We start from the raw sequence: 19,580 nt of genomic DNA on the forward strand, positions 1-19,580 counted from the left end.
TGAGGAATAGTGTGTTTTCCGGTAACGTACACAATAGAGTTTTGCTTCGAACTTATGAATGCAAATGTATCTGTGACGCGTTCCGCTTTTGAGGGGCCAATGGAAGCAGGAACAGAGAGATTTATAGCTAGAAAGGACACTAAAACGATGACCGGATTCCATAAGATTCTTGAACGGGGTGCACATTATTTGATTCTGCTCCTAAGTTTTTGTGCGCTCGTATGCTGCGCACGAAGCGCAATAGGCCAGGTCGATCAGGGGGCGATTACCGGAGTCGTACAAGATAGTTCAGGAGCGGCCGTTCCGGGTGCACGGGTTACCGTGACGAACATCGACACAGGGCTGGTGCTGCAAGGAGCAGCGAATGGCAGCGGTGTTTATGTGTTCTCTCCTCTGAAGATTGGCAATTACATCGTTAGCGCGACTGCGAAGGGATTTCAGACGACCAAACAGGAGAATCTCCACCTTGACGCGCAGCAGCGGTTGAACGTGGCCATATCTCTCAAGCTTGGTTCAGTATCCGAGGTTGTGACGGTAACGGAGGCCCCGCCTCTCCTTGAGACGCAGACAAGCGGAGTCGCTCAGGTCATCAGCAGCGAGACCATCAACAATACCCCTCTGAACGGTCGCAACTTTGTATACATCGCTCAATTGACTGCCGGCGTCGCCCCACCACTTGGGAATACCAGGGGTTCAGGCACGGGCGACTTTGTGGCGAACGGACAGCGCGCGGAACAGAATAACTTCATCCTGGATGGAGTCGATAACAACACTAATCTTGTCGACTTTCTGAACGGATCGAGCTACATCATTCGACCTCCGCCGGATGCTTTGTCGGAATTCAGCCTTCAGACGAGTAATTTCAGCGCTGAATTTGGACATTCGGCCGGCGCGGTCCTAAGTGCGAGCATTAAGTCCGGGACGAATCAGATTCATGGAAGCGTTTGGGAGTACGTCCGCAACACGATCTTCGATGCCAAAGATTGGAATGCGTTGACGATTCCGGTCTACCACGAAAACCAATTCGGAGCGACGCTCGGGTTTCCAATCTGGAAGAATAAACTCTTTTACTTCGGTGATCTCGAGGCGAACCGCATCGCCAAGAGCAATCCTGGCACATCTAGCGTGCCCACTGCGCTGATGCGGCAAGGTAATTTCTCCGAATTACTCAACGCAAATCTTAACGGACAAAGCGTTCAGCTTTATCAGCCGAACTCAGGAGGAGGAGCAGCCAACAAGTTGTCGTGCAACGGCCAGAACAATGTGTTTTGTGCCAACCAGATCAATCCAGTCGCGCAAAATATTCTTAAGCTCTATCCATCGCCAAATGCTAACGGCGGGAAGACGTTCAACAATTACGTTGTCAATGTGCCCACCCACAACGACACGTTTCAGTGGGACCAGCGCCTTGATTGGAACATCAGTGCAAAAGACCAGGCGTACGTTCGATACAGCTATGTGCACCAGATTGCTCAGAACGGTCTTCCGCTTGGCAATCCATTGGACGGAAGCGGATACGGCGGCGAATACGATGTGAACCTGGCCCAGAACTTTGTAGGGAGCGAGACTCATATCTTCAGTCCGACTCTTACCAACGAGTTCCGGTTCAGTTTCAATGCAGGCAGATTCTCTTTCCTGCAGCCTAATGCGAATGTTGACCTGTCGCCCACTCTCGGTCTTGGGGGCATCCCCTTCACGCCGAATGAAGGCGGGCTGCCATTGGGGATAGTCTACGGCATTGCCAATTGGGGATCTCAGGGCACGTCGAACGAGTCTCAGAATGTCTACCAGATACTCGATAACGTCTCAAAGACGCTAGGAAATCATTCCCTGAAGGTAGGAGTTTCGTTTCAGGCTATCCGGTTTTTCTACAGATACGCACCATCCAATCTTGGAAACTACTACTTTACCGGGCTGTACACCAGTGATCCTACGGTGAGCAATCCAACCGGTTCTGGTATCGCAGATTTTCTCGCCGACCAGATGAACACCGGGGCGATCTCGAGCGCGCCCAATGTGAATGACGCGCAGTGGTACGACTCCGTATATTTTCAGGATGACTGGAAACTTAATCCAAGGTTGACGCTTAATCTGGGCGTAAGGTACGACTACTACGAACCGCTAAAGGAGAACTCCGGAAGTCAGGAGAACTTCATTCCTGGTTCGCTCGGAATCGGGACCGGGTCCGGTACGGTGATCTTACCCAAAAAGATCCAAAATACGGTCGCACTCGGTAACGCATACCCAGGTATTTTGGCGAAAGACGGTATAGGAATTCAGTATGTAGATAATCCGCGGCTGACGAGCGCTCAGTTGACCAACTTCGCGCCGCGAGTAGGTGTTGCGTTCCAACTGGATCCACTGACGGTGGTCCGTGCGGGCTACGGTATCTTCTATGGAGGGTTGGAGAGCAATGGCGGTACTAACATAGGCGATAACTTTCCCTTCCGAGGCCAGATCAATATCAACCCCAAATCATGCTCTTTGGGGAATTGCCCTTCGAACGGAATCACTTTGGAAAGCGGCATGTCAGCCTATCTTGGGAACGGCATTCTGAACGCTGTCAGTTCGCCCGGCTTCCACGCTGTGGATAGCAAGATCAAGACGCCGTACACGATGAACTACAACCTGTCGTTTCAACGTCAGATGACTCCGAATCTGGCAGCGACCATCAGTTACGTCGGAAACTCCTCGCGGCATCTGGGTACGTACGTCGACCCAAATGCGGTTCGTGCGCTCTATCCGGCAGGTATTAGCACGCAGCAGTTCCAGCCTTTCCCCGATCTAGGTGGGATAGGGACAATCCATTACGGTGGCGTAAGCACATACAACTCGCTGCAGGCGAAAGCAGAAAAGCGCGTTTCACACGGCCTGAGCTTTCTCACCACATACACCTGGGCGCACACGATGGATGACACTGGGTCTGCCGGTGGTCTCTCAAGTGGCATCGGCGATCGGCAACGAGCTCTCATCCCGATCATCGATGAGCTCACGAACTCGGTCTATGACGTCCGCAATCGCTTCACTCTGAACGGCAACTATGCTCTCCCATTCGGTAGAGGACGCGCCTATTTGAACCATTCCCTATGGGCCGATGAGATAGTCGGTGGCTGGTCGTCAAGCTTGACCTGGGTCGCTCAGAGCGGAACGCCTTTCACTGTCTATGCGAACAACACTGGACCGGCCGGCGCGACGGATGGTAGGCGGGCAAACGTAGTGCGTGATGCCTTCTCGTCCGGAGGGTCTCCAGATGCTTCAAATATTGCTGCATTTACGGACGCCAATGGGCTTCCTATTCCATGTCCGAAATCGGTAAAGAATCGCACAAACTGGTACAACCCTTGCGCATTTGCGAACCCGTTGTCCGGGAGCCATATCACTGCGCCGGTTACAGATACTGCGACCGCAATTCAGTATCTGGGCGGCAAGTCCAACCAGATCTACGGGCCTGGATACTACGGTGTAAATATGTCTATCTTCAAGAATTTTGCGATCTGGCGCGAGCAGTACCTCCAGTTTCGCGCTGACGGGTTCAATGTCCTAAACCATCCGACGTTCGCCAATCCAGCGACAACCAGCAACAATCCGAGTGGTGGGCAGATCACTGGCCAGAAGACGTTCCAAAACAATACACCGGACGCCCGTTTCTTCCAGTTGTCATTGAAATACGCCTTCTAGGCTCATCGCGACAGCGCACGTAAATCCTGTTTTCCAAAGGGTGAAGGGAGCTACAACTCGTAGCTTCCTTCACCTTGATTTACCTCAACCCTCTGTAATGCGATCGAGTTCGATACTGACGCGATCTCGTCTTCTTCTGGAAAGGCTATTCCTTATGCGTCGGTGTTTGAAAAGCGGGTCTCTCGTTTTGTCAACCCTCATGTTGATTTGCAATCTTGAAGGATTTGCGGACTCGGACCCGGTTATTCTTTCTTCTCCCGATCAGCAGCTCGCTATTCGGTTCGCGACAGTTGCCGGAAAGGAATCCAAGGGATCGAGTGGCAAGCTGGTTTACTCTGTCGACTTTCGAGGAAAACATGTAATTGATGCATCCTCACTTGCGCTGGAACTGGCCGGGCAGCCTGCTCTGGGAAGCGAGGTAGAGATCGCCGAAAGCACTCCCTCAAAGGGAAGTGATGACTATAGCCTGATCGGAGGCAAGGTCAGCCACGTTCACGACTTATATAACAGTGTGCAGTTGCGCGCGGTCGAAGGGAGCGAACCGAAGAGGTCCCTCGTGATTGAAGCGCGAGCCTATAACGATGGAATTGCTTTTCGGTATGTTCTACCTGCGCAAGACACGATCAAAGACCTGCGTGTGAAACAGGAGGACACAGAGTTTCGCGTTAGTACTGATGCCACTACCTGGGCGCTTGCGCTTCCAAACTATCGCAGTAGTTATGAGAGCGAATACGTGAAGTTGCCCACTACAGCCTTTAGTAACCAGGGAGGGGTATCAAGTAGCTTTCTGATCGGTATGCCGTTGCTCATGCACCTGCCTGGTGTGGCATGGGTAACGTTAACTGAGGCAGATCTTGAAGGCAATCCCGGGATGTACGTGACGAATCCTTCTGGAAATTGGGCAGGCCATTGGTTTGTCTCGAAACTCTCACCGCGATTTGATGATCCGAGCCTAGCGCTGATAGCGAGCTTGCCACATCACTCTGCGTGGCGCGTCCTGCTAGTGGCGGACAAACCTGGCAAGCTCATGGAATCTAATGTCATTTCAGACCTAAACCCACAGAATCGGGTAGAGGATACAAGCTGGATTCACCCTGGAAAAGCGTCCTGGAATTGGTGGGCAGGGGACATCGGACCGGATGGAAAGTCGGCATATAGCACGAAGAATATGGAGTACTACGTAGATTTTGCTGCACAGTCGGGCTTTCCTTACATGCTGCTTGACGCAGGTTGGGCCGACGGACGCGACATCACCAAGCTGCGCGGTAACGTCGATGTGCCCGAATTGGTGCGCTACGCCGCCGCAAAGCACGTCAGGGTTTGGATCTGGCTCTACTCCACCTCGGTGATGGATCAGATGAAGGAAGCGTTCCCGCTTTTTGAGAGCTGGGGAGTCGCCGGCGTGAAGATCGATTTCATCAATCGAGACGATCAGGAAGGAATAAAGTTCTACTATGACGTTGCTCGCGAAGCCGCGGAACATCACCTGATGGTGGACTTCCATGGAGCCAGCAAACCCTGGGGTATCGAAAGAACTTATCCGAATGTGCTTAGCTACGAAGCCGTCCTGGGAGCCGAGAACAACAAAGTCGGCAGACGCGATAGTCCTGTGGATCGAACCGTCTTTCCATTTACCCGCTTGATTGCCGGTCCCTTAGATTACACACCTGGCGGTTTCACTAATGCCACAGAAGACGATTTTCTTGCCCGCGATGAGAGCCCTATGGTGATGGGCACTCGAGCGCAGCAACTCGCGCTCTATGTCGTCTTCCAGACTCCATTTCAAATGGTGTCGGACAGCCCTCAGGCTTACGCTGATCAGCCTGCTTTTCAATTTATTCGTGAAGTTCCGACGCAATGGGACTCGATGCATGTTCTCAATGGCGAGCCAGGAGAGTTCGTGACGATCGCGCGGAGTCACGGCAACGAATGGTATCTCGGCAGCATTACCAACTGGACATCACGCGACCTCCATGTGCCCCTAAACTTTCTCGGTAGCGGACGATATATCGCCGAGATTTATCAGGACGGGGCTGATGCAGGGGATCATCCCGAGCATGTCACGATCAAAAAACAGATTGTGCACAGAGCGGATCAGCTGATCTTGCATTTGGCCGCGGGTGGAGGATGCGCGATTCGTTTCATTCCCGAGAGCGGGAAATAGAATAGGCCTGGACAGCGGGAAACAACAGTTACCGGGCCTAAGACTGCGACGTGTCTGTCAGGTCGTCCAAACGGTCGGTGAAGAGAGGAAGGTTGCTGCGAAAGATAATATGCGGTGCGAGACGGATCATAGGAGAGGCCTTTTTCTCTTCGAGAAGATAGGCGACGAGGCTTTCAAATGCGACCTTTCCTTGAGTGAAAGGGCGCTGATAGAGCGTTGCGAGAATTTTGCCCGTCTCGATCAGAGGGACCAACTCCTGGAACAGATCGGTTGTGACGACCTGAATCTTCCCAAGCAGGCCTTCCTCTTCCAGCGCCTGGAGAACCGGAAGGCTGTTCGCCGTGCTGATGTACAGGCCTTGCGGCTTCGTTTCACCGCGGAGCAGCGCAATTGTTTGGCGATACGCTTCCCTGGGACGTTCATGCGACTCGATCGCCGGAAGCAAGCTGAGATGAGGAGCAAGCATGGCAAGGGTAGCTGCGAAGCCGCGAAGTTTGTCAGCGTGGTCGAGAGTCGTAAGTTCGCCAGTGATGGTCGCTACATGCGCTTTCCGCGCGAGCTTGTGAGCCAGGAGTTCCGCCGCCAACGCACCGCTGGTATAGGCGTGCGCAGAAACGAGACCGATACGCTCGCTGGAGGGAGCATCGCTGGCAACACAGAGCATCGCGGTGCCATGCGCGGTCAAGCGATTGATGATCGGATCAAGCTTCCTCGGATTTCCTGGGGTAAAGATGATGCCGTCGCATTTTTCCTTGAGCCTGCTCTCGAGCAACTCACGATCCCCCTGTCCCAAACGCGGATACTCATGGAAGGTGACCTTGACGCGCATGCCGACGGTGGCTTCGGCAGCGGAGCGTATCCCTGCGCGCAAAGGATCAAAAAAATGAGAGATCTGCTTGGGAAGAACGACTGCAATTTCGATCGTACGGTTGAGCTTCAGCGCCTGCGCGGCAAGATTGGGTTTGTAGCCCAATTTCTCGGCCGTCTCAAGCACACGGGCTTTGGTCTTCAAACTGACGCCAGTTCGGTTATGCAGGACTCGATCGACCGTGCCAATCGAGATCCCGAGTGCTCGAGCTATGTCTTTGATTCCGGCAGATCTGGGTGCGCTATTCATCGGGTCAGAAGTTGTGCCACAAACCACAAGGCTCATCTTACGGTGGTTTCGCATTCGCCGCACAGGCCTTTTGTCTTGCGCTCATGCCGAGGCTACCGAGACTCACGTGGTCAGTCAATCCCACAATTGATGAGAGGCATCGGATTTGCCGATTCTGATCGAGCAGGTACCCGAGCGGGCAGAGGCTTTAGTAGCTCTGCGGAGAGAGCCCATGTCTCCTACTAGACGGGAATTTGTCCGGGGCGGTCTGGCTCTCGCGGCCGTTCCGGTCAACGCGCGCCTTGCATTCGGAGAGGAGGCGGTGACTGATCAGGTCCTCTGGTACCGCGGCGAAGCGAGACGTTGGCTCGAGGCCCTTCCTATCGGGAACGGAAGGATTGGCGGGATGGTCTACGGGGGCGTCACGAAGGAGCGGATCGCTTTGACTGAGTCAACGGTTTGGTCCGGCGCGCCAGGCGTATCCGATATTAATCCACGGGGAGCGACACATCTTGATGAGATACGCGCACTCCTGTTCCAAGGGGACTATGTTCAGGGGCGAAAGCTCTGTGAAGAGTGTCTTCTCAGCCACCCGAGTTCGTTTGGCACTAACCTCCCGCTGCTCGATCTCATTTTAGAAGTGGCTCATCGCGGTGATCCAAGTCAGTACAGGCGTTCCCTCGATCTGGACGAGGGAGTTGCTCGTGTAGAGTATCGGGCTGATGGGAATCGTTTTATGCGAGAGACGTTCTCTTCAAATCCAGACGGTGTACTTGTCGTAAACCTCCGAAGCGAAACCCCTGGGCAAGTCAGTTTCAAAATGATGTTCGAGAGTATCAAGTTACCAGGAAAGGTCACTCGGTCCGGATCTGACACGCTTATCTTTCGAGGTCATGCATTCGAATTGATGCACAGTGACGGGGAGCAAGGCGTTGAGGTGGAATGCTGCGTCCGTCTGCTTCCTGTGGGAGGGGTGGTCGCGTGCGGAGAAGAGCATCTTCAGATCGACAACGCAGATGCCGTGACGCTAATCGTCGCAATTGCCACCAGCTATGGTGGGCACGTTCCGGAGATGGACTGCGCTGAGGCGATACAGGGAGCCACTTCGAAGAGTTATGGAGAACTCCGTCGAAATCATATCGCGGACCATCAGAACCTATTCCGTCGTGTTCAGATCGATCTGGGATCTCGAGCGGGAGCTAAAAGAATTCCAACCGACCAGAGGCGGCGGTCGTTGGAGGCAGGGGTCAGCGATCCTGGATTGTGTGCGCTCTTTTTTCAATATGGGCGCTACCTGACGATTGCCGGTTCGCGAGCGAACTCATCTCTTCCACTTGCGTTGCAGGGAATCTGGAACGATGGACTTGCTTCGAGTATGGGGTGGACTGACGACTTTCACTTGGACATCAATACCGAGCAAAACTATTGGTTAGCCGAGGTCGGCAACCTCACGGAGTCACAGCTTCCACTCTTCGCCCTGATCGAGCAGATGGTCGGGTCAGGCAGGCGCACTGCACGGAGTCTTTACGGCGTGCATGGGTGGGTCAGTCATGTGGTTACAAATCCCTGGGGCTATACCGCACCCGGCTGGGGGTTGGGATGGGGAATCTTCGTCACGTCAGGCATCTGGATCGCGCTCCAGATGTGGGAGCACTTCCGTTTTACGCAGGACCTGAAGTTCCTTCGCGAACGCGTGTATCCGGTATTTAAGGAGGCCGCTGAGTTCTTCACTGCATATATGGTGGAACATCCGAAACATGGCTGGCTGGTGACTGGACCATCCGACTCACCGGAGAATGCATTTCGCACTCCATCAGGCGCTGACTGCAGCGAATCGATGGGACCTACTTGTGACCGTGTCCTCGTCTATGCGCTCTTTAGTATCTGCCTGGAAATTCAAGCGAGGCTCTCAGTCGACTCTAGCTTCGGCATGGAGCTTCGACGGGCGAAAGAGAGGCTTCCTCCATTCCAGATTGGGCGTTATGGTCAGTTGCAGGAGTGGTTGGAAGACTTTGAAGAGGCTGAGCCGAATCATAGGCACACCTCACACCTGATTGCCCTCTATCCGGAGAACCAAATCTCCCCAGAAAAGACCCCTGCGCTCGCCAAGGCTGCGCGCGTCACTCTGGAGAGGCGTATCAATCAACCGGATTGGGAGGACACAGAGTGGAGCCGCGCCAATCTCGTGAACTACTATGCCAGACTTTGGGATGGAGAGGCGGCACATCTTCACTTGGTTGGCCTCATCGGCAAAGCGACCGAGGACAATCTCCTGACCTACTCTCGCGGTGGCGTTGCCGGCGCTACAGAAAATATCTTCGCAATCGACGGCAATACTGCTGGAGCTGCCGGTCTTGCCGAGATGCTGCTGCAATCGCAAGGTGACTTCCTACATCTTTTACCAGCCCTGCCGATAGCGTGGCCAGATGGACGGGTCAGCGGACTTTGTGCTCGGGGAGGCTTCCAGGTGGACATGCGTTGGCGTTCGAACCGACTAATCTCTGCGGCGATTTCGAGCAAAATGGGTGGGACTTGCGACGTCCGTTACGGAAGAACCGTGCTGTCGATCCGGGTAGAGCAAGGCCATATAGTGCGGTTGACGGAGTTGTCCTTCCGAAGCAAAGAGAGCTTAGGAAGACACAAAGCGATAGTGTCTTTGTAATACAACTGTTCAAACAATTGGATGGAGCGACGAATGAATGCTGCGATAACGGCGAAGATTGGACGAGGGACTAAAACGGAACCTCTCTGTGGTGGGGCAATGCCCGAACTCAGGCTTCGCTTCATCGTCTTGTTTTGCATGGTATTTGTGGGCGCGCTCCGTCCCCTGTTTGCGGCAGGGCAATCGAATGCAGCTTTGATTCATTTTGATGGGCAGACGCAGGTCTTTCGCATTGATGCGGGCGATATATCCTATGTGCTCGGAATTAACGAAAAGAAACAACTACAGGCGATTTATTGGGGAAAACGTCTGAGTACTGCGGATGCCTTCGCAATGCCGCATTCTGATCCTGGCCTATCTTCCTTCGAGTCTTCGAGCAACACGACGCAACAAGAGTTCGTTGGCTGGGGAGGAGGACTTTACGTTGAGCCTGACCTGAAGGTTACTTTCCCGGATGGAAATAGAGACGTGGTTCTGCAGTATGTCTCGCATCGGATAGACGGAAGCCAACTCACTATTCTGTTGAAGGATGTCTCGCGGGAGGTCTATGTCGAATTGCAGTATCAGATCGAGGCAACTACGGGCGTTTTGAGGCGGTCGGCACAAGTACAGAACAGAACTTCCGCTCCGCTCACAGTTGAGGAGATTGCTTCGGGCACGTGGAACCTGCCGCGCGGCACTGATTACCGCTTGCGTTACCTCACCGGTCGTTGGGCAGGGGAATGGAACCTCCGCGAGCAAATCATTCAGCCGGGAAAAACAATTCTCGAGAGCCGTCGCGGATCGACGGGTGCCCAGAACAACCCATGGTTTGCTATCGATCGGAACGGCTCAAATGATCAGGACCACGGCGAGGTTTGGTTTGGCGCTCTGGGGTGGAGTGGCTCCTGGCAGATCAGCATTGAACAGGATGCTGCACAGCAAGTTCGTGTGACAGGAGGCCCCAATCGCTTTGATTTTGGCTATCTTCTGGCCCCTGGGGAGCACCTGCAGTCACCCGACTTTTATGCTGGGTACTCGCATGACGGCATCGGAGGGGCTTCAAGACTTCTACACCGCTTCGAGATCTCGAGCATCTTGCCGCACGCACCTGGTCCGAAGCTTCGTCCCGTTTTGTACAACTCCTGGGAGGCGACGGAGTTCAAGGTGGATGAGGCTGGACAGGAAGCTCTCGCGGAGAAAGCAGCGAGCATCGGCGTCGAGCGCTTTGTCGTAGATGACGGCTGGTTTGGTCAACGCTCTACCGACCGCGCCGGTCTCGGAGACTGGTACGTGAATCCGGAGAAGTTTCCGCATGGCCTCAAGCCGCTGATCGACAAGGTCCACTCTCTCCATATGGATTTTGGGCTATGGGTTGAGCCAGAAATGGTCAATCCGAATAGCGATCTCTATCGCAAACATTCTGACTGGGTGTTGAACTTCACCGGTCGGCCGCGAACCGAGGGACGGAATCAGTTGATGCTCAACCTGGCTCGTCCGGATGTGCGCGAATATGTCTTCGAGTTTCTCGATAAGCTGCTAAGGGAAAACGACATTGCATTTCTGAAGTGGGATTACAACCGTAACTGGTCCGAACCGGGCTGGCCCGCGGTGGCGCCCGAGGACGAGAAGAAGGTCTACATCGCCTATATTCAAAATCTATACTCCATCCTCGATGAGCTTCGCACGAAACATCCCCATGTTGAGATTGAAAGTTGCTCCGGAGGTGGCAGTCGGGTGGACCTTGGAATCATGCATTACACGGACGAAGTTTGGCCGTCCGATAATACCGATGCGTTTGATCGTCTCTTGATACAGGATGGATTCACTTACGCTTATGCTCCAGGCGTGATGATGGCGTGGGTCACGGACTCGCCGACCTGGGTCAATCAGAGAACTGTGTCACTCGAATACCGTTTTCTCTCCTCCATGCAGGGATCGCTCGGTGTCGGTTCAAATCTGAACAACTGGAAGCCGGAGGATTTTGCAACTGCGAAAAAGATGGTGACCCAGTACAAACAGATTCGGGAGATCGTGCAGCGAGGCTCGCTCTACCGCTTGATCTCACCACAGAATGGAAGTGAGCAGTCCGTGACTGAATCGGTGTCGGAAGATCAACGACATGCCGTCGTTTTCGCTTTTCTGCACTCCAGCCAGATGCTATATCCCTTTCCAAGAATTTATCTTCGTGGATTGAAGATCGACGCAATGTATCGCATCGAGGCGCTCGACGGGAAACTGTCCGGAAATTCCCCGGCAGTTGCCAGTGGCGCCTTTTGGATGCAGCATGGCGTTGATGTCGACCTGCGTGGAGATTTTCAAGCAGCAGCTTTTACATTGGAATTGATGGATCGGTAGCTTACATGTAGCCGACATAATAGCTGCATCGGGCAGGATGAATTGTTCACGACTCTTCGTCACAACGACGGACTCAAACGGGGTTGGACTGTTGTGGTCGTGCCCGCATGTGGTCGTGACCTGCATTGGCGTTTCGGACCCGCTAATGAGTTTGACCCCGGATGTGTTCAGGAACAACAGACTGTAGTCTTATTCACTTCGATCAAGAATACTGAGAGGTCAGAAGTTATACATCCGGATCTGCCACTTTACCCGGTTGCATAAATCGGTCGAAAAGGGCACTCCCCGGACTCCCTCGCATGCGGGAAGAGGGAGTGATCAAAGGCTGGGGAAATGGCGTCCACACAGCCACCAATTGTTTGTCGGCCTGAGGTTCCTTCGTTAGGGCTACTTACAAAGGCATTTCGGACCGATTGAGGCTGCGATATCTTCTTCGCCTTCTCTTCAGCGGCAAAGTCCCTCGCACCTTCGCTGCGATGGCGTTGGTGTCCACTTTGTGGGTACTGCTGCATCGCGAAGAACGCTAGTGCGACTGCTGCGCGATGCTGCCAGCTGAAAGACTACCTCCATTAAACAGCCGGGGAGAACGTCCCTTCATAGCAGAGCGAAAAGACAGCAAGGGTTTTCTTGATACCTCCATCGTCTCGCTCTGCCATATACGTTTGGTTTTAGTTGTCGTTCGCACTGGTTAGAGCTGCGTCAGAGCATGCAGTTCGTGCATTCACCGGGTTGCAGCGAGCGATTGCATCGTTGGGAAGGCTCACGGAGTACTGGGTCCACTGCGAAGGTTCAGACGCAGGATAGTCTGTGCTGAGCAGTTGTGCGCCGCTTGCCAGTGCCGCATCGCGACGAGCTGTCTCTCCGGTTCGAGCCTCCTTCGTGTCGGCGTCGGTGCGAGTGCGAACGAGGTAGCCTTTGCGGACTAGCTCTGTGATGGTCTCTTGTGTTCCGTCGTTCTCTTCGGTGAATGCGCAGTCCGTCTGACCAGGCACTGCGTTCGTGAAGATCACACGGCCACGGAGGGAGTCGTGCCCTTCGAGATATACAGGGCCTACGGGACGCTGGTCCATCAAGAAGACAACCATTCCACGTGCCTTCGCGAGCGTGGGCCATTGGTTCTGGAGTACCGCCTCTTCCAGCGTCTTGTGTCTTCCTCGAACCTGATCAGGCGTAATGATCTCGCCGGAAGAGAAGACGGAACGGATCTCGGCATCCAGCGCGTCGAAGGTCGATGACGTGAACTTCTCGGTGGGGAGAGCGTGATACTGCGGGGGAGATCGGTCTGTTTGGTCTCGAGCAGGATGTAGATGGGCACGTGCTTCGGATGGGCCTTTGACCACGTGCGAACGATCTGCAGACATGCGACGAACGGCTGGCAGGTGCTGCGGTAATCGAGGTCCTGCACATGCATCACCTTGAAGCCGGGCTTACTCATGATTCCCTGTGGGTCGAACGCGGGATCAGCCGGTAGACCAGCCGCAGCAACAGCTGCCGGACCTCCCGGATGGGCATAGCGTCCGCCTGCGCTGTCGGCATAGATGTCCAATTCGATCTGGCGAATGCCTGAGTTCAACTGCTGATCGAGAGGACGATGGCGGTATTCAAAGGCTTGATAGAGCTTGGGGTTCTTTTCCTTCACAAGCTTGGATTCGCTGGGAGCGATTCCTGCGTGGTAGCTGTTGTGCGAGCCGACGATCTGAACCTGGTTCATGCGGATGCTGTTGTCAGAGGCAGTCTGTGCGTAGGCGAACGTCTGCAGTCCCATGACGAGAGCTGTAAGACACAGGGCAGTGGATCGATGAGCGTTCATTAAAGAGGTGTCTCCATTGTGTTTTGAAGAAGGGCGTCCGGTCCAGCGGGTCGTAGGTGCTGGACCGGATCTTTCCTGAGGAGGAATTTAGAAGGAGAGGCGCAGTGCGAGCTGCACCTGACGGGAGGGGTAGACGACGGCTGAACTGTAAGCCCCGAAGCTTCCGCCATCGGTGACGGCGCTGTCGGGATACTCAAAGTTCGTTGAGTTGAAGACGTTGAAGGCTTCGACGCGGAACTCAAGCTTGCTCGACTCCGACCAGAGGGGAAGGGTTTTGTGAAGAGCGAGGTCCATCTGGGCGAAGGCAGGTCCTCTCAGGCTATTGCGTCCCGAGTTGCCGAAGTACTGGCTCGGTGTTGGCACAGTCACCTGACTCGCGAGCAGCGTTCCAGTGAGCGTGCTGGCTCCCTTCTTCCAATTCGACTTCGGCGCATACACTGCCTTCTCTGTGCTGACCAGGTTTGGGCGTACTGCATACGCCGCGCTGGTGCTCGAGACCACAACTTGTGACGTTGGAGCGTAGGTCAGGTTGATCGGTAGGCCGCTTGTGACCACATTGATCGCCGACACCTGCCAGCCGCCCAGGGTCGCCTGCTGCCACGCGGGAGCACCCTGGCCGAACATCCGACCTTTGCCAAAGGGAAGGTCCGCGATGATGGATAAGATGTCATTGAAAGGCTGGTCGTAGCTCGACGGTCCACGATCTGCCGCCGGATTGTAGAGATTGACCACCGCCGAGTCACCACCGAAGGTCTCAAGATCGGCTGAAGCATTGTTGAACGCCCTCGACCAGGTGAAGGAGTTGATCAGGTAGACTCCGTTGCTGTACCGCCGCTCGAGCTTCGTCTGGAGTGAGTTGTAGATGAGGTAACCCTGCGGGAGTGCGGTCAGGATGTTGGTGAAGTTTGCGATTGGCCGCCGAGCCTGCTGCGAGAGACAGTCTGCAGCAATCGTGTTGCAGCTTACCGGCTCAGTCGAACCCTGGTTGAAGTCAGCGAGGACGGGAATATGGACTCCATGACTTCCGACATAGGAGACCTCAAGGGTCGTGTCCTTCATCAGCTCTCGTTGCACGGTGAGGTGGTAGGCCTGCATGTAAGCCGCCTCGAAGTTGCGTGGGATGTAACGGGTCTGCGCAGCCAGCGTGGAAAAGTTCTGCGCCGAAGCGAAGTTGGTCTGGTAGCCCGACTGCGTGGTGCGGAAGCAGGTACTGGGGTTCTGCGTCAGCGACGTGCAGAGCGGTTGCGTCTTGCCAGCCGCTAGATTTGGCGGAGTCTGGTTGATCGTTGCATCGACGATGTAGGGACCGTTGTAGCCAAGCGTGCTCTCACCGCCAAAACGGAAGTAGTGCATGTACCCGATTCCATAGCCGCCGCGGATGACTGTCTTCGGATCGACCTGGAAGGCAAAGCCGAAGCGGGGCGCCAGATCTTTCTTATCCAGATTGATGAGAGATTTGTTGTACAGCGAACCACCAGATGCCTGTACCAGAGTGTTGTTGGTGGGATCGAAGTTCGCCAGGTGATTGTGTTGCTCCCAGTTCGGCGTTACCAATTCGTAGCGTAGACCGAGGTTGAAGGTGAGCCGGTTGCTGAACTTGAAGTCGTCCTGCATGTAACCCATATACCAGCGACGCTCATATTGAATGGTTGCGAGGTTGTTGAGCTGATAGCTGTTGCGTGCACCGACGAGGAAGTCGGCAAGGTTATATGCCTGCAGATGCGAGAAATCGGTGGGGCATACTAGCGGCGGAACGGGATGGGGGTTGGTTGGGGTTGGGGAAGGAGGGGGCAACTGCCGTTCGCAGTGCCTGGAGCGTTACGGCTGAATTGGCCCGCGTAGAAGTCTTCTCCGTCCTGCGGATGGAAGTCTGAGATAGCCTCGTTGAGGTAGCCGTATTCGGCGCCCACCTTGAAGCTGTTGCGCCCTTTGAGAAAGCCGTAGTTGACTTTTGGATTGGCGACGTAAGGACTGGTGAACTGCGGATTCGTGGTCTGCCGCCCGAACTGCGAGAACCCCGTGACAGCCTGGCTGTTCAGACCGCCGTTTACGCTGGGATCGCTTGGGATATTAGGGATGTTGAAGTCTGCCAAGAGATTGTCGGCGCCGATGTTGACGGGTGCCTTGCCGCTCTTCGTCCAGGTAAGGCCCAGCCGAAGCTGCAGAATTGAGTTCGAGGTGGGCGAGAAGTTATAGCCGCCGGCTATCTGGCGCGTATAGGCGTATAGGGTTCCGTTGCTGTTTCCTCCAGCCAGTCCAGGAATATTCGGCGCCAGGAAGACGACCGACGAACTCTGACTATAGCGTGCAAAGGCGGTCGACCGCGGACTGATGTACGCATCCACGCGGACATCACCCTTGTTTCCATTGTTGGTATTGGCGGGTGTCGAGGTGAAGTTCTGGCCGCCGGGGGCGACGGGTGTGTTGGGGGCTGCATCTGCCTGCAGGATGCTCAGCACCTTTGCTGCGAACGGACTCTGGTCCGAGGCTGGGATCACGCCGTTCGGGTACTTCACACCAGTGATGGGGTTGCTCAGAGCAATCGGATTGCCTGCCGCGTCGGTAAAGACTCCCTTTGCCTGCGCTACGGTGGGGACAACGGCGGTCTGGATTGCACGATTCACAACGCGCAGTCCCTCATAGTCAGCGAAGAAGAACAGTTTGTCGCGCTTGATCGGACCACCCAGCGTAGCGCCGAACTGGTTCTGCACCAGCGTCGGCTTCACGCCGGATCCGATGAATGGGCCGTATGCGTTTAGATCAGTATTGCGGAGATAGTCGTAGATGACTCCATGGAAGTTGTTTGTTCCGCTGCGAATCGTTGCGTTGATGATTGCGCCTCCAGCCCGGCCGTACTCCGCGCTGTAGTTGTCGGTCTGCACCTTGAACTCCTGCACCGCGTCAGGTGAGGGAATGACAGCTTCATTGGAAAAGCCCTGGTTCGCAGTCTGGTACGCGTTGTTGTCGATTCCGTCGAGCTGGAAGTTATTCGTCATCGAGTTCTGGCCGTTGACGTTGTAGGAGGCATCGCGGGGCGGAGCGGACAAGGTCTCAAGTAGCGACTTGCGCACACCCGGAACCAGCGTCGACAGGTCAGCGTAGGAGCGGCCGTTCAACGGAAGAGTGACTGCCTCACGAGTTTGAACCGTCTCGCCGCGATCGCTGGTGTCGGTTTCAAGAAGGGTCGCGGCATCCGACACCGTAACCGTCTGGCTGTCCGCACCTATCTTCAACGAGAGATCAACGCGCTGTCTTGCTCCCACCGTAACCGTAAATCGGTCCGTGTCCGATTTCTCGAATCCAGAAGCCTTCACTGAAATCGTGTACTCGCCAGCCTGCACGTTCGTGAACTCATAATTTCCGTTCTCATCCGTCTGCCGAGTCGTTCCAACACCCTTCGACGGACTAAGAAGCGTCACCGAAGCCGATCCGACGCCTGCTCCGCTGGGATCCTTGATCACCCCCAGCACACTTGCAGAGTCAAACTGCGCCATCGCCGGCAACACAGACAGCAGCAGGAATATCACCAGGGCGTAACGGAACATTGCTCCGTCTAACCATGATCTTTTGTGGGAAGAGGGCGACTGTCTTCGACTCTGAGAGTGGGAAAAATTGCTGCACATGCGATTGGCTCCTAAGTGGGGCAGGTCAGGGATGCTCGGTCGGGCCGATGACCCGAACTCTAGCCAAGTTTTTGGCACTCTCTCAGTCAATTCGCCGCAACAGCAAATGTTAAACGGCGCATGCGCAATGTTTTGAACGATTTACATTCTATTAAAGATGGTTTCCAGGGAGTCGGTTTAACAGACCTTTCCGCAATTCCAACGCCAGAACTCGCGTTTACATCGTATTCATCGCGCGTGTGTGTACTTGAGTCAAAGCTTCGACTGGCCGGTGAATTGCGCAACCAACCTCTTCAACTCGAAGTTAATCAAACGCTTGAAAACGATCCGCGATGGGAGTTGGTCGAGCGCATCGTTGGCTCTCCCGCGTTCCTACGATCGCCCCGGCTCTGCAGTCTCCTGACACACCTCTGTGAGCTGGCGCTGAAGGGACGATCCGACGAGATCAATGAGCAGAGTATCGGAGAAGCACTCTTCGAGCGACCTCCCAACTATGACCCATCCATTGACGGTATTGTGCGCTCTCACGCGAGCCGGCTTCGTCAAAGGCTGGAGCAGTACTTCAACGAAGAGGGTGCTCGCGAGCCCATACGGTTGTCGATTCCGAAGGGTGGCTACACGCCTCTCTTCGAAGTTCAATCAGTAACCGCGCCCGAGCAATCTCGCGTAGTCTCTGCGTCTTCGTCAAGCGCCGATGATCGCTCCGCGCTCATGTGCTCGGCACCGGTATCGGAATGGTACCGTCCTCTATTCTGGTCAACTGGCAGCGCTCTGCTGGTGGCATGCATGTTTATCGTCTTTCTTCTGTTTCGCGCACACTCCGCTCCCGCGGTCGCATTGAGTGTACCGAAGCACCCTCTTTGGAGCGCTTTCTTCGGACCCGATCAGTCGCCTCTGGTCGTCGCGTCGGACACAGGGCTCACCAGTCTTCAGACACTCACCAGTACAAATGTCAATCTCGCCGAATATCTAAGCGGCGACTACCGCACCCACGTCGCTCCTCCCGCCGGCACGACGGTAGAGATCGCAAAGGTGTTAGCGTCCAGGCGCTACACGTCCATCGTGGATCTCGACATCGTCACCAAGCTCTATCAACTTCCTGGCGCTGCGCCCAATCGCATACAGCTGCGCTACGCCCGCGACCTCCGTCCAAACGATCTGAAGAACAGACCAGTCATCCTGCTCGGCTCAAAAGAGGGAACACCTTGGGTACAGCTCTTCGAGGACAAGATGAACTTCATCTTTGTTCACGATCATCAGAATCAACGCTTCCTGGTTCTGAATCGTCTTCCTCAGAACAATGAACTGTCTCGCTACGAAGCGGATCTGACTGGCCCGGTTCATCGTATCTACGGTTTGATTGCCTTACGTCCGAACATCGAGGGTTCGGGATCCGTTCTGCTCCTCGAAGGAACTTCGATGGCAGGAACTGAGTCAGCCGCCGACTTTATCTTTGACGATTCCCGCCTCTCGCCATTCCTAGAAAAGATCAGGCAGAAAAATGGATCGTTGCCCTACTTCGAACTTCTTTTACAGTCGAATAATATGAACGGAAGCGCCTCAGGCTCCTCGATTCTCGCCTATAGGACAACGGGACAATAGAAGTCCCTGCAAGGACTATCGCGCCTCTCGCGATGGCGTAAGGCGTTGCGTTCGGGTTGTGAACGTGCGTGGTAGCTTCGGCCAGTTTCCTTCCAGTGGCACCCGAAGTGCCTTTCCACGACGACGTGGCGAAACAAGTCGGCACGCGTGGCGCTTGGTTCGGCTGAGTTCAAGCCTGTCAGAACGCAAGAAGCGTCAGTCCCACCGAAACCCGAGGACACGATCGCTTTTCAGGTTGTCCGCAAGCCACTCTTCACTTCGTTTGAAGAGGCAAAGATCGACTTCTCCTGGAAATATGGAGAGTCTGTGCGACTCGCGGCCTCAACCGATCGCGATCTCACAATCCGTTTGATCGCAATTGGTCAGAAATGTGATTGCAGGGCTGAAGGAGGTCGCGAATTCTATCGAGATCCATGCCGGAATGCGAAGAGCCCGGGTTATTTGGGGCAATTTGACCGAAATTCAAGACAGAGCTATTTCATATTGCTATAAGGCTTATGCATCTTGAAAGGTTGGGAGAAAAATGGTGGACGCGGTAGGGATCGAACCTACGACCAGTCGATTAAGAGTCGAATGCTCTACCAACTGAGCTACGCGTCCTTTTGTTT

At 54.7% G+C, this 19,580-nt stretch carries 9 protein-coding genes, 1 tRNA gene and 1 pseudogene; 5 read left to right on the plus strand and 6 right to left on the minus strand.

Features of this window, described 5'->3' with window-relative positions; translation table 11 throughout:
- Positions 1-147: 147 nt before the first annotated feature.
- Positions 148-3,678, plus strand: a complete 3,531-nt coding sequence (locus tag RBB80_RS18850) for a TonB-dependent receptor domain-containing protein (protein WP_433964001.1) — start codon at positions 148-150, stop codon at positions 3,676-3,678.
- Between the two features lie 199 nt (positions 3,679-3,877).
- Positions 3,878-5,842 carry a glycoside hydrolase family 97 protein gene (locus RBB80_RS18855; RefSeq protein WP_433969751.1) on the plus strand — a complete coding sequence of 655 codons (1,965 nt, stop codon included), beginning with the start codon at positions 3,878-3,880 and terminating at the stop codon, positions 5,840-5,842.
- Positions 5,843-5,879: 37 nt separating this feature from the next.
- Here RBB80_RS18855 and RBB80_RS18860 read toward each other — a convergent pair whose 3' ends face one another.
- Positions 5,880-7,013 carry a LacI family DNA-binding transcriptional regulator gene (locus RBB80_RS18860; protein ID WP_433964002.1) on the minus strand — a complete coding sequence of 378 codons (1,134 nt, stop codon included), beginning with the start codon at positions 7,011-7,013 and terminating at the stop codon, positions 5,880-5,882.
- A 157-nt stretch (positions 7,014-7,170) separates the two neighbouring features.
- On the opposite strand from RBB80_RS18860, the gene RBB80_RS18865 reads away from it, so the two are divergent.
- Positions 7,171-9,600, plus strand: coding sequence for a glycoside hydrolase family 95 protein (locus RBB80_RS18865; protein ID WP_433964003.1), 2,430 nt, complete (start codon positions 7,171-7,173; stop codon positions 9,598-9,600).
- Positions 9,601-9,738: 138 nt separating this feature from the next.
- On the plus strand, positions 9,739-11,937 hold the full coding sequence (locus tag RBB80_RS18870; protein WP_433969753.1) for an alpha-galactosidase: 2,199 nt from the start codon (positions 9,739-9,741) through the stop codon (positions 11,935-11,937).
- A 668-nt stretch (positions 11,938-12,605) separates the two neighbouring features.
- Here RBB80_RS18870 and RBB80_RS18875 read toward each other — a convergent pair.
- From RBB80_RS18875 to RBB80_RS18890, 4 genes and pseudogenes are all read right to left on the minus strand, one after another.
- Positions 12,606-13,298, minus strand: a complete 693-nt coding sequence (locus tag RBB80_RS18875) for a Ca2+-dependent phosphoinositide-specific phospholipase C (RefSeq protein ID WP_433964004.1) — start codon at positions 13,296-13,298, stop codon at positions 12,606-12,608.
- Positions 13,262-13,747: pseudogene (locus RBB80_RS18880) on the minus strand (Ca2+-dependent phosphoinositide-specific phospholipase C); the annotation flags it as partial. The gene RBB80_RS18875 and the pseudogene RBB80_RS18880, both read right to left, overlap by 37 nt.
- An 87-nt stretch (positions 13,748-13,834) precedes the next feature.
- Positions 13,835-15,541, minus strand: coding sequence for a TonB-dependent receptor domain-containing protein (locus tag RBB80_RS18885; RefSeq protein WP_433964005.1), 1,707 nt, complete (start codon positions 15,539-15,541; stop codon positions 13,835-13,837).
- Positions 15,490-17,292 (minus strand): carboxypeptidase regulatory-like domain-containing protein, encoded by a 1,803-nt coding sequence (locus tag RBB80_RS18890; protein WP_433964006.1) that lies wholly within the window; start codon positions 17,290-17,292, stop codon positions 15,490-15,492. The genes RBB80_RS18885 and RBB80_RS18890 overlap by 52 nt, the downstream gene beginning before the upstream one ends.
- A gap of 417 nt (positions 17,293-17,709) precedes the next feature.
- Here RBB80_RS18890 and RBB80_RS18895 point away from each other — a divergent pair, with 417 nt between their 5' ends.
- Positions 17,710-18,972, plus strand: coding sequence for a hypothetical protein (locus RBB80_RS18895; protein WP_433964007.1), 1,263 nt, complete (start codon positions 17,710-17,712; stop codon positions 18,970-18,972).
- A gap of 524 nt (positions 18,973-19,496) precedes the next feature.
- On the opposite strand, the gene RBB80_RS18900 is transcribed toward RBB80_RS18895, so the two are convergent.
- A tRNA-Lys gene (locus tag RBB80_RS18900) sits at positions 19,497-19,572 on the minus strand.
- Between the last annotated feature and the right edge of the window lie 8 nt (positions 19,573-19,580).

This window comes from Tunturiibacter gelidiferens, from assembly GCF_051013345.1.
GTDB classification, from domain to species: domain Bacteria; phylum Acidobacteriota; class Terriglobia; order Terriglobales; family Acidobacteriaceae; genus Edaphobacter; species Edaphobacter gelidiferens_A.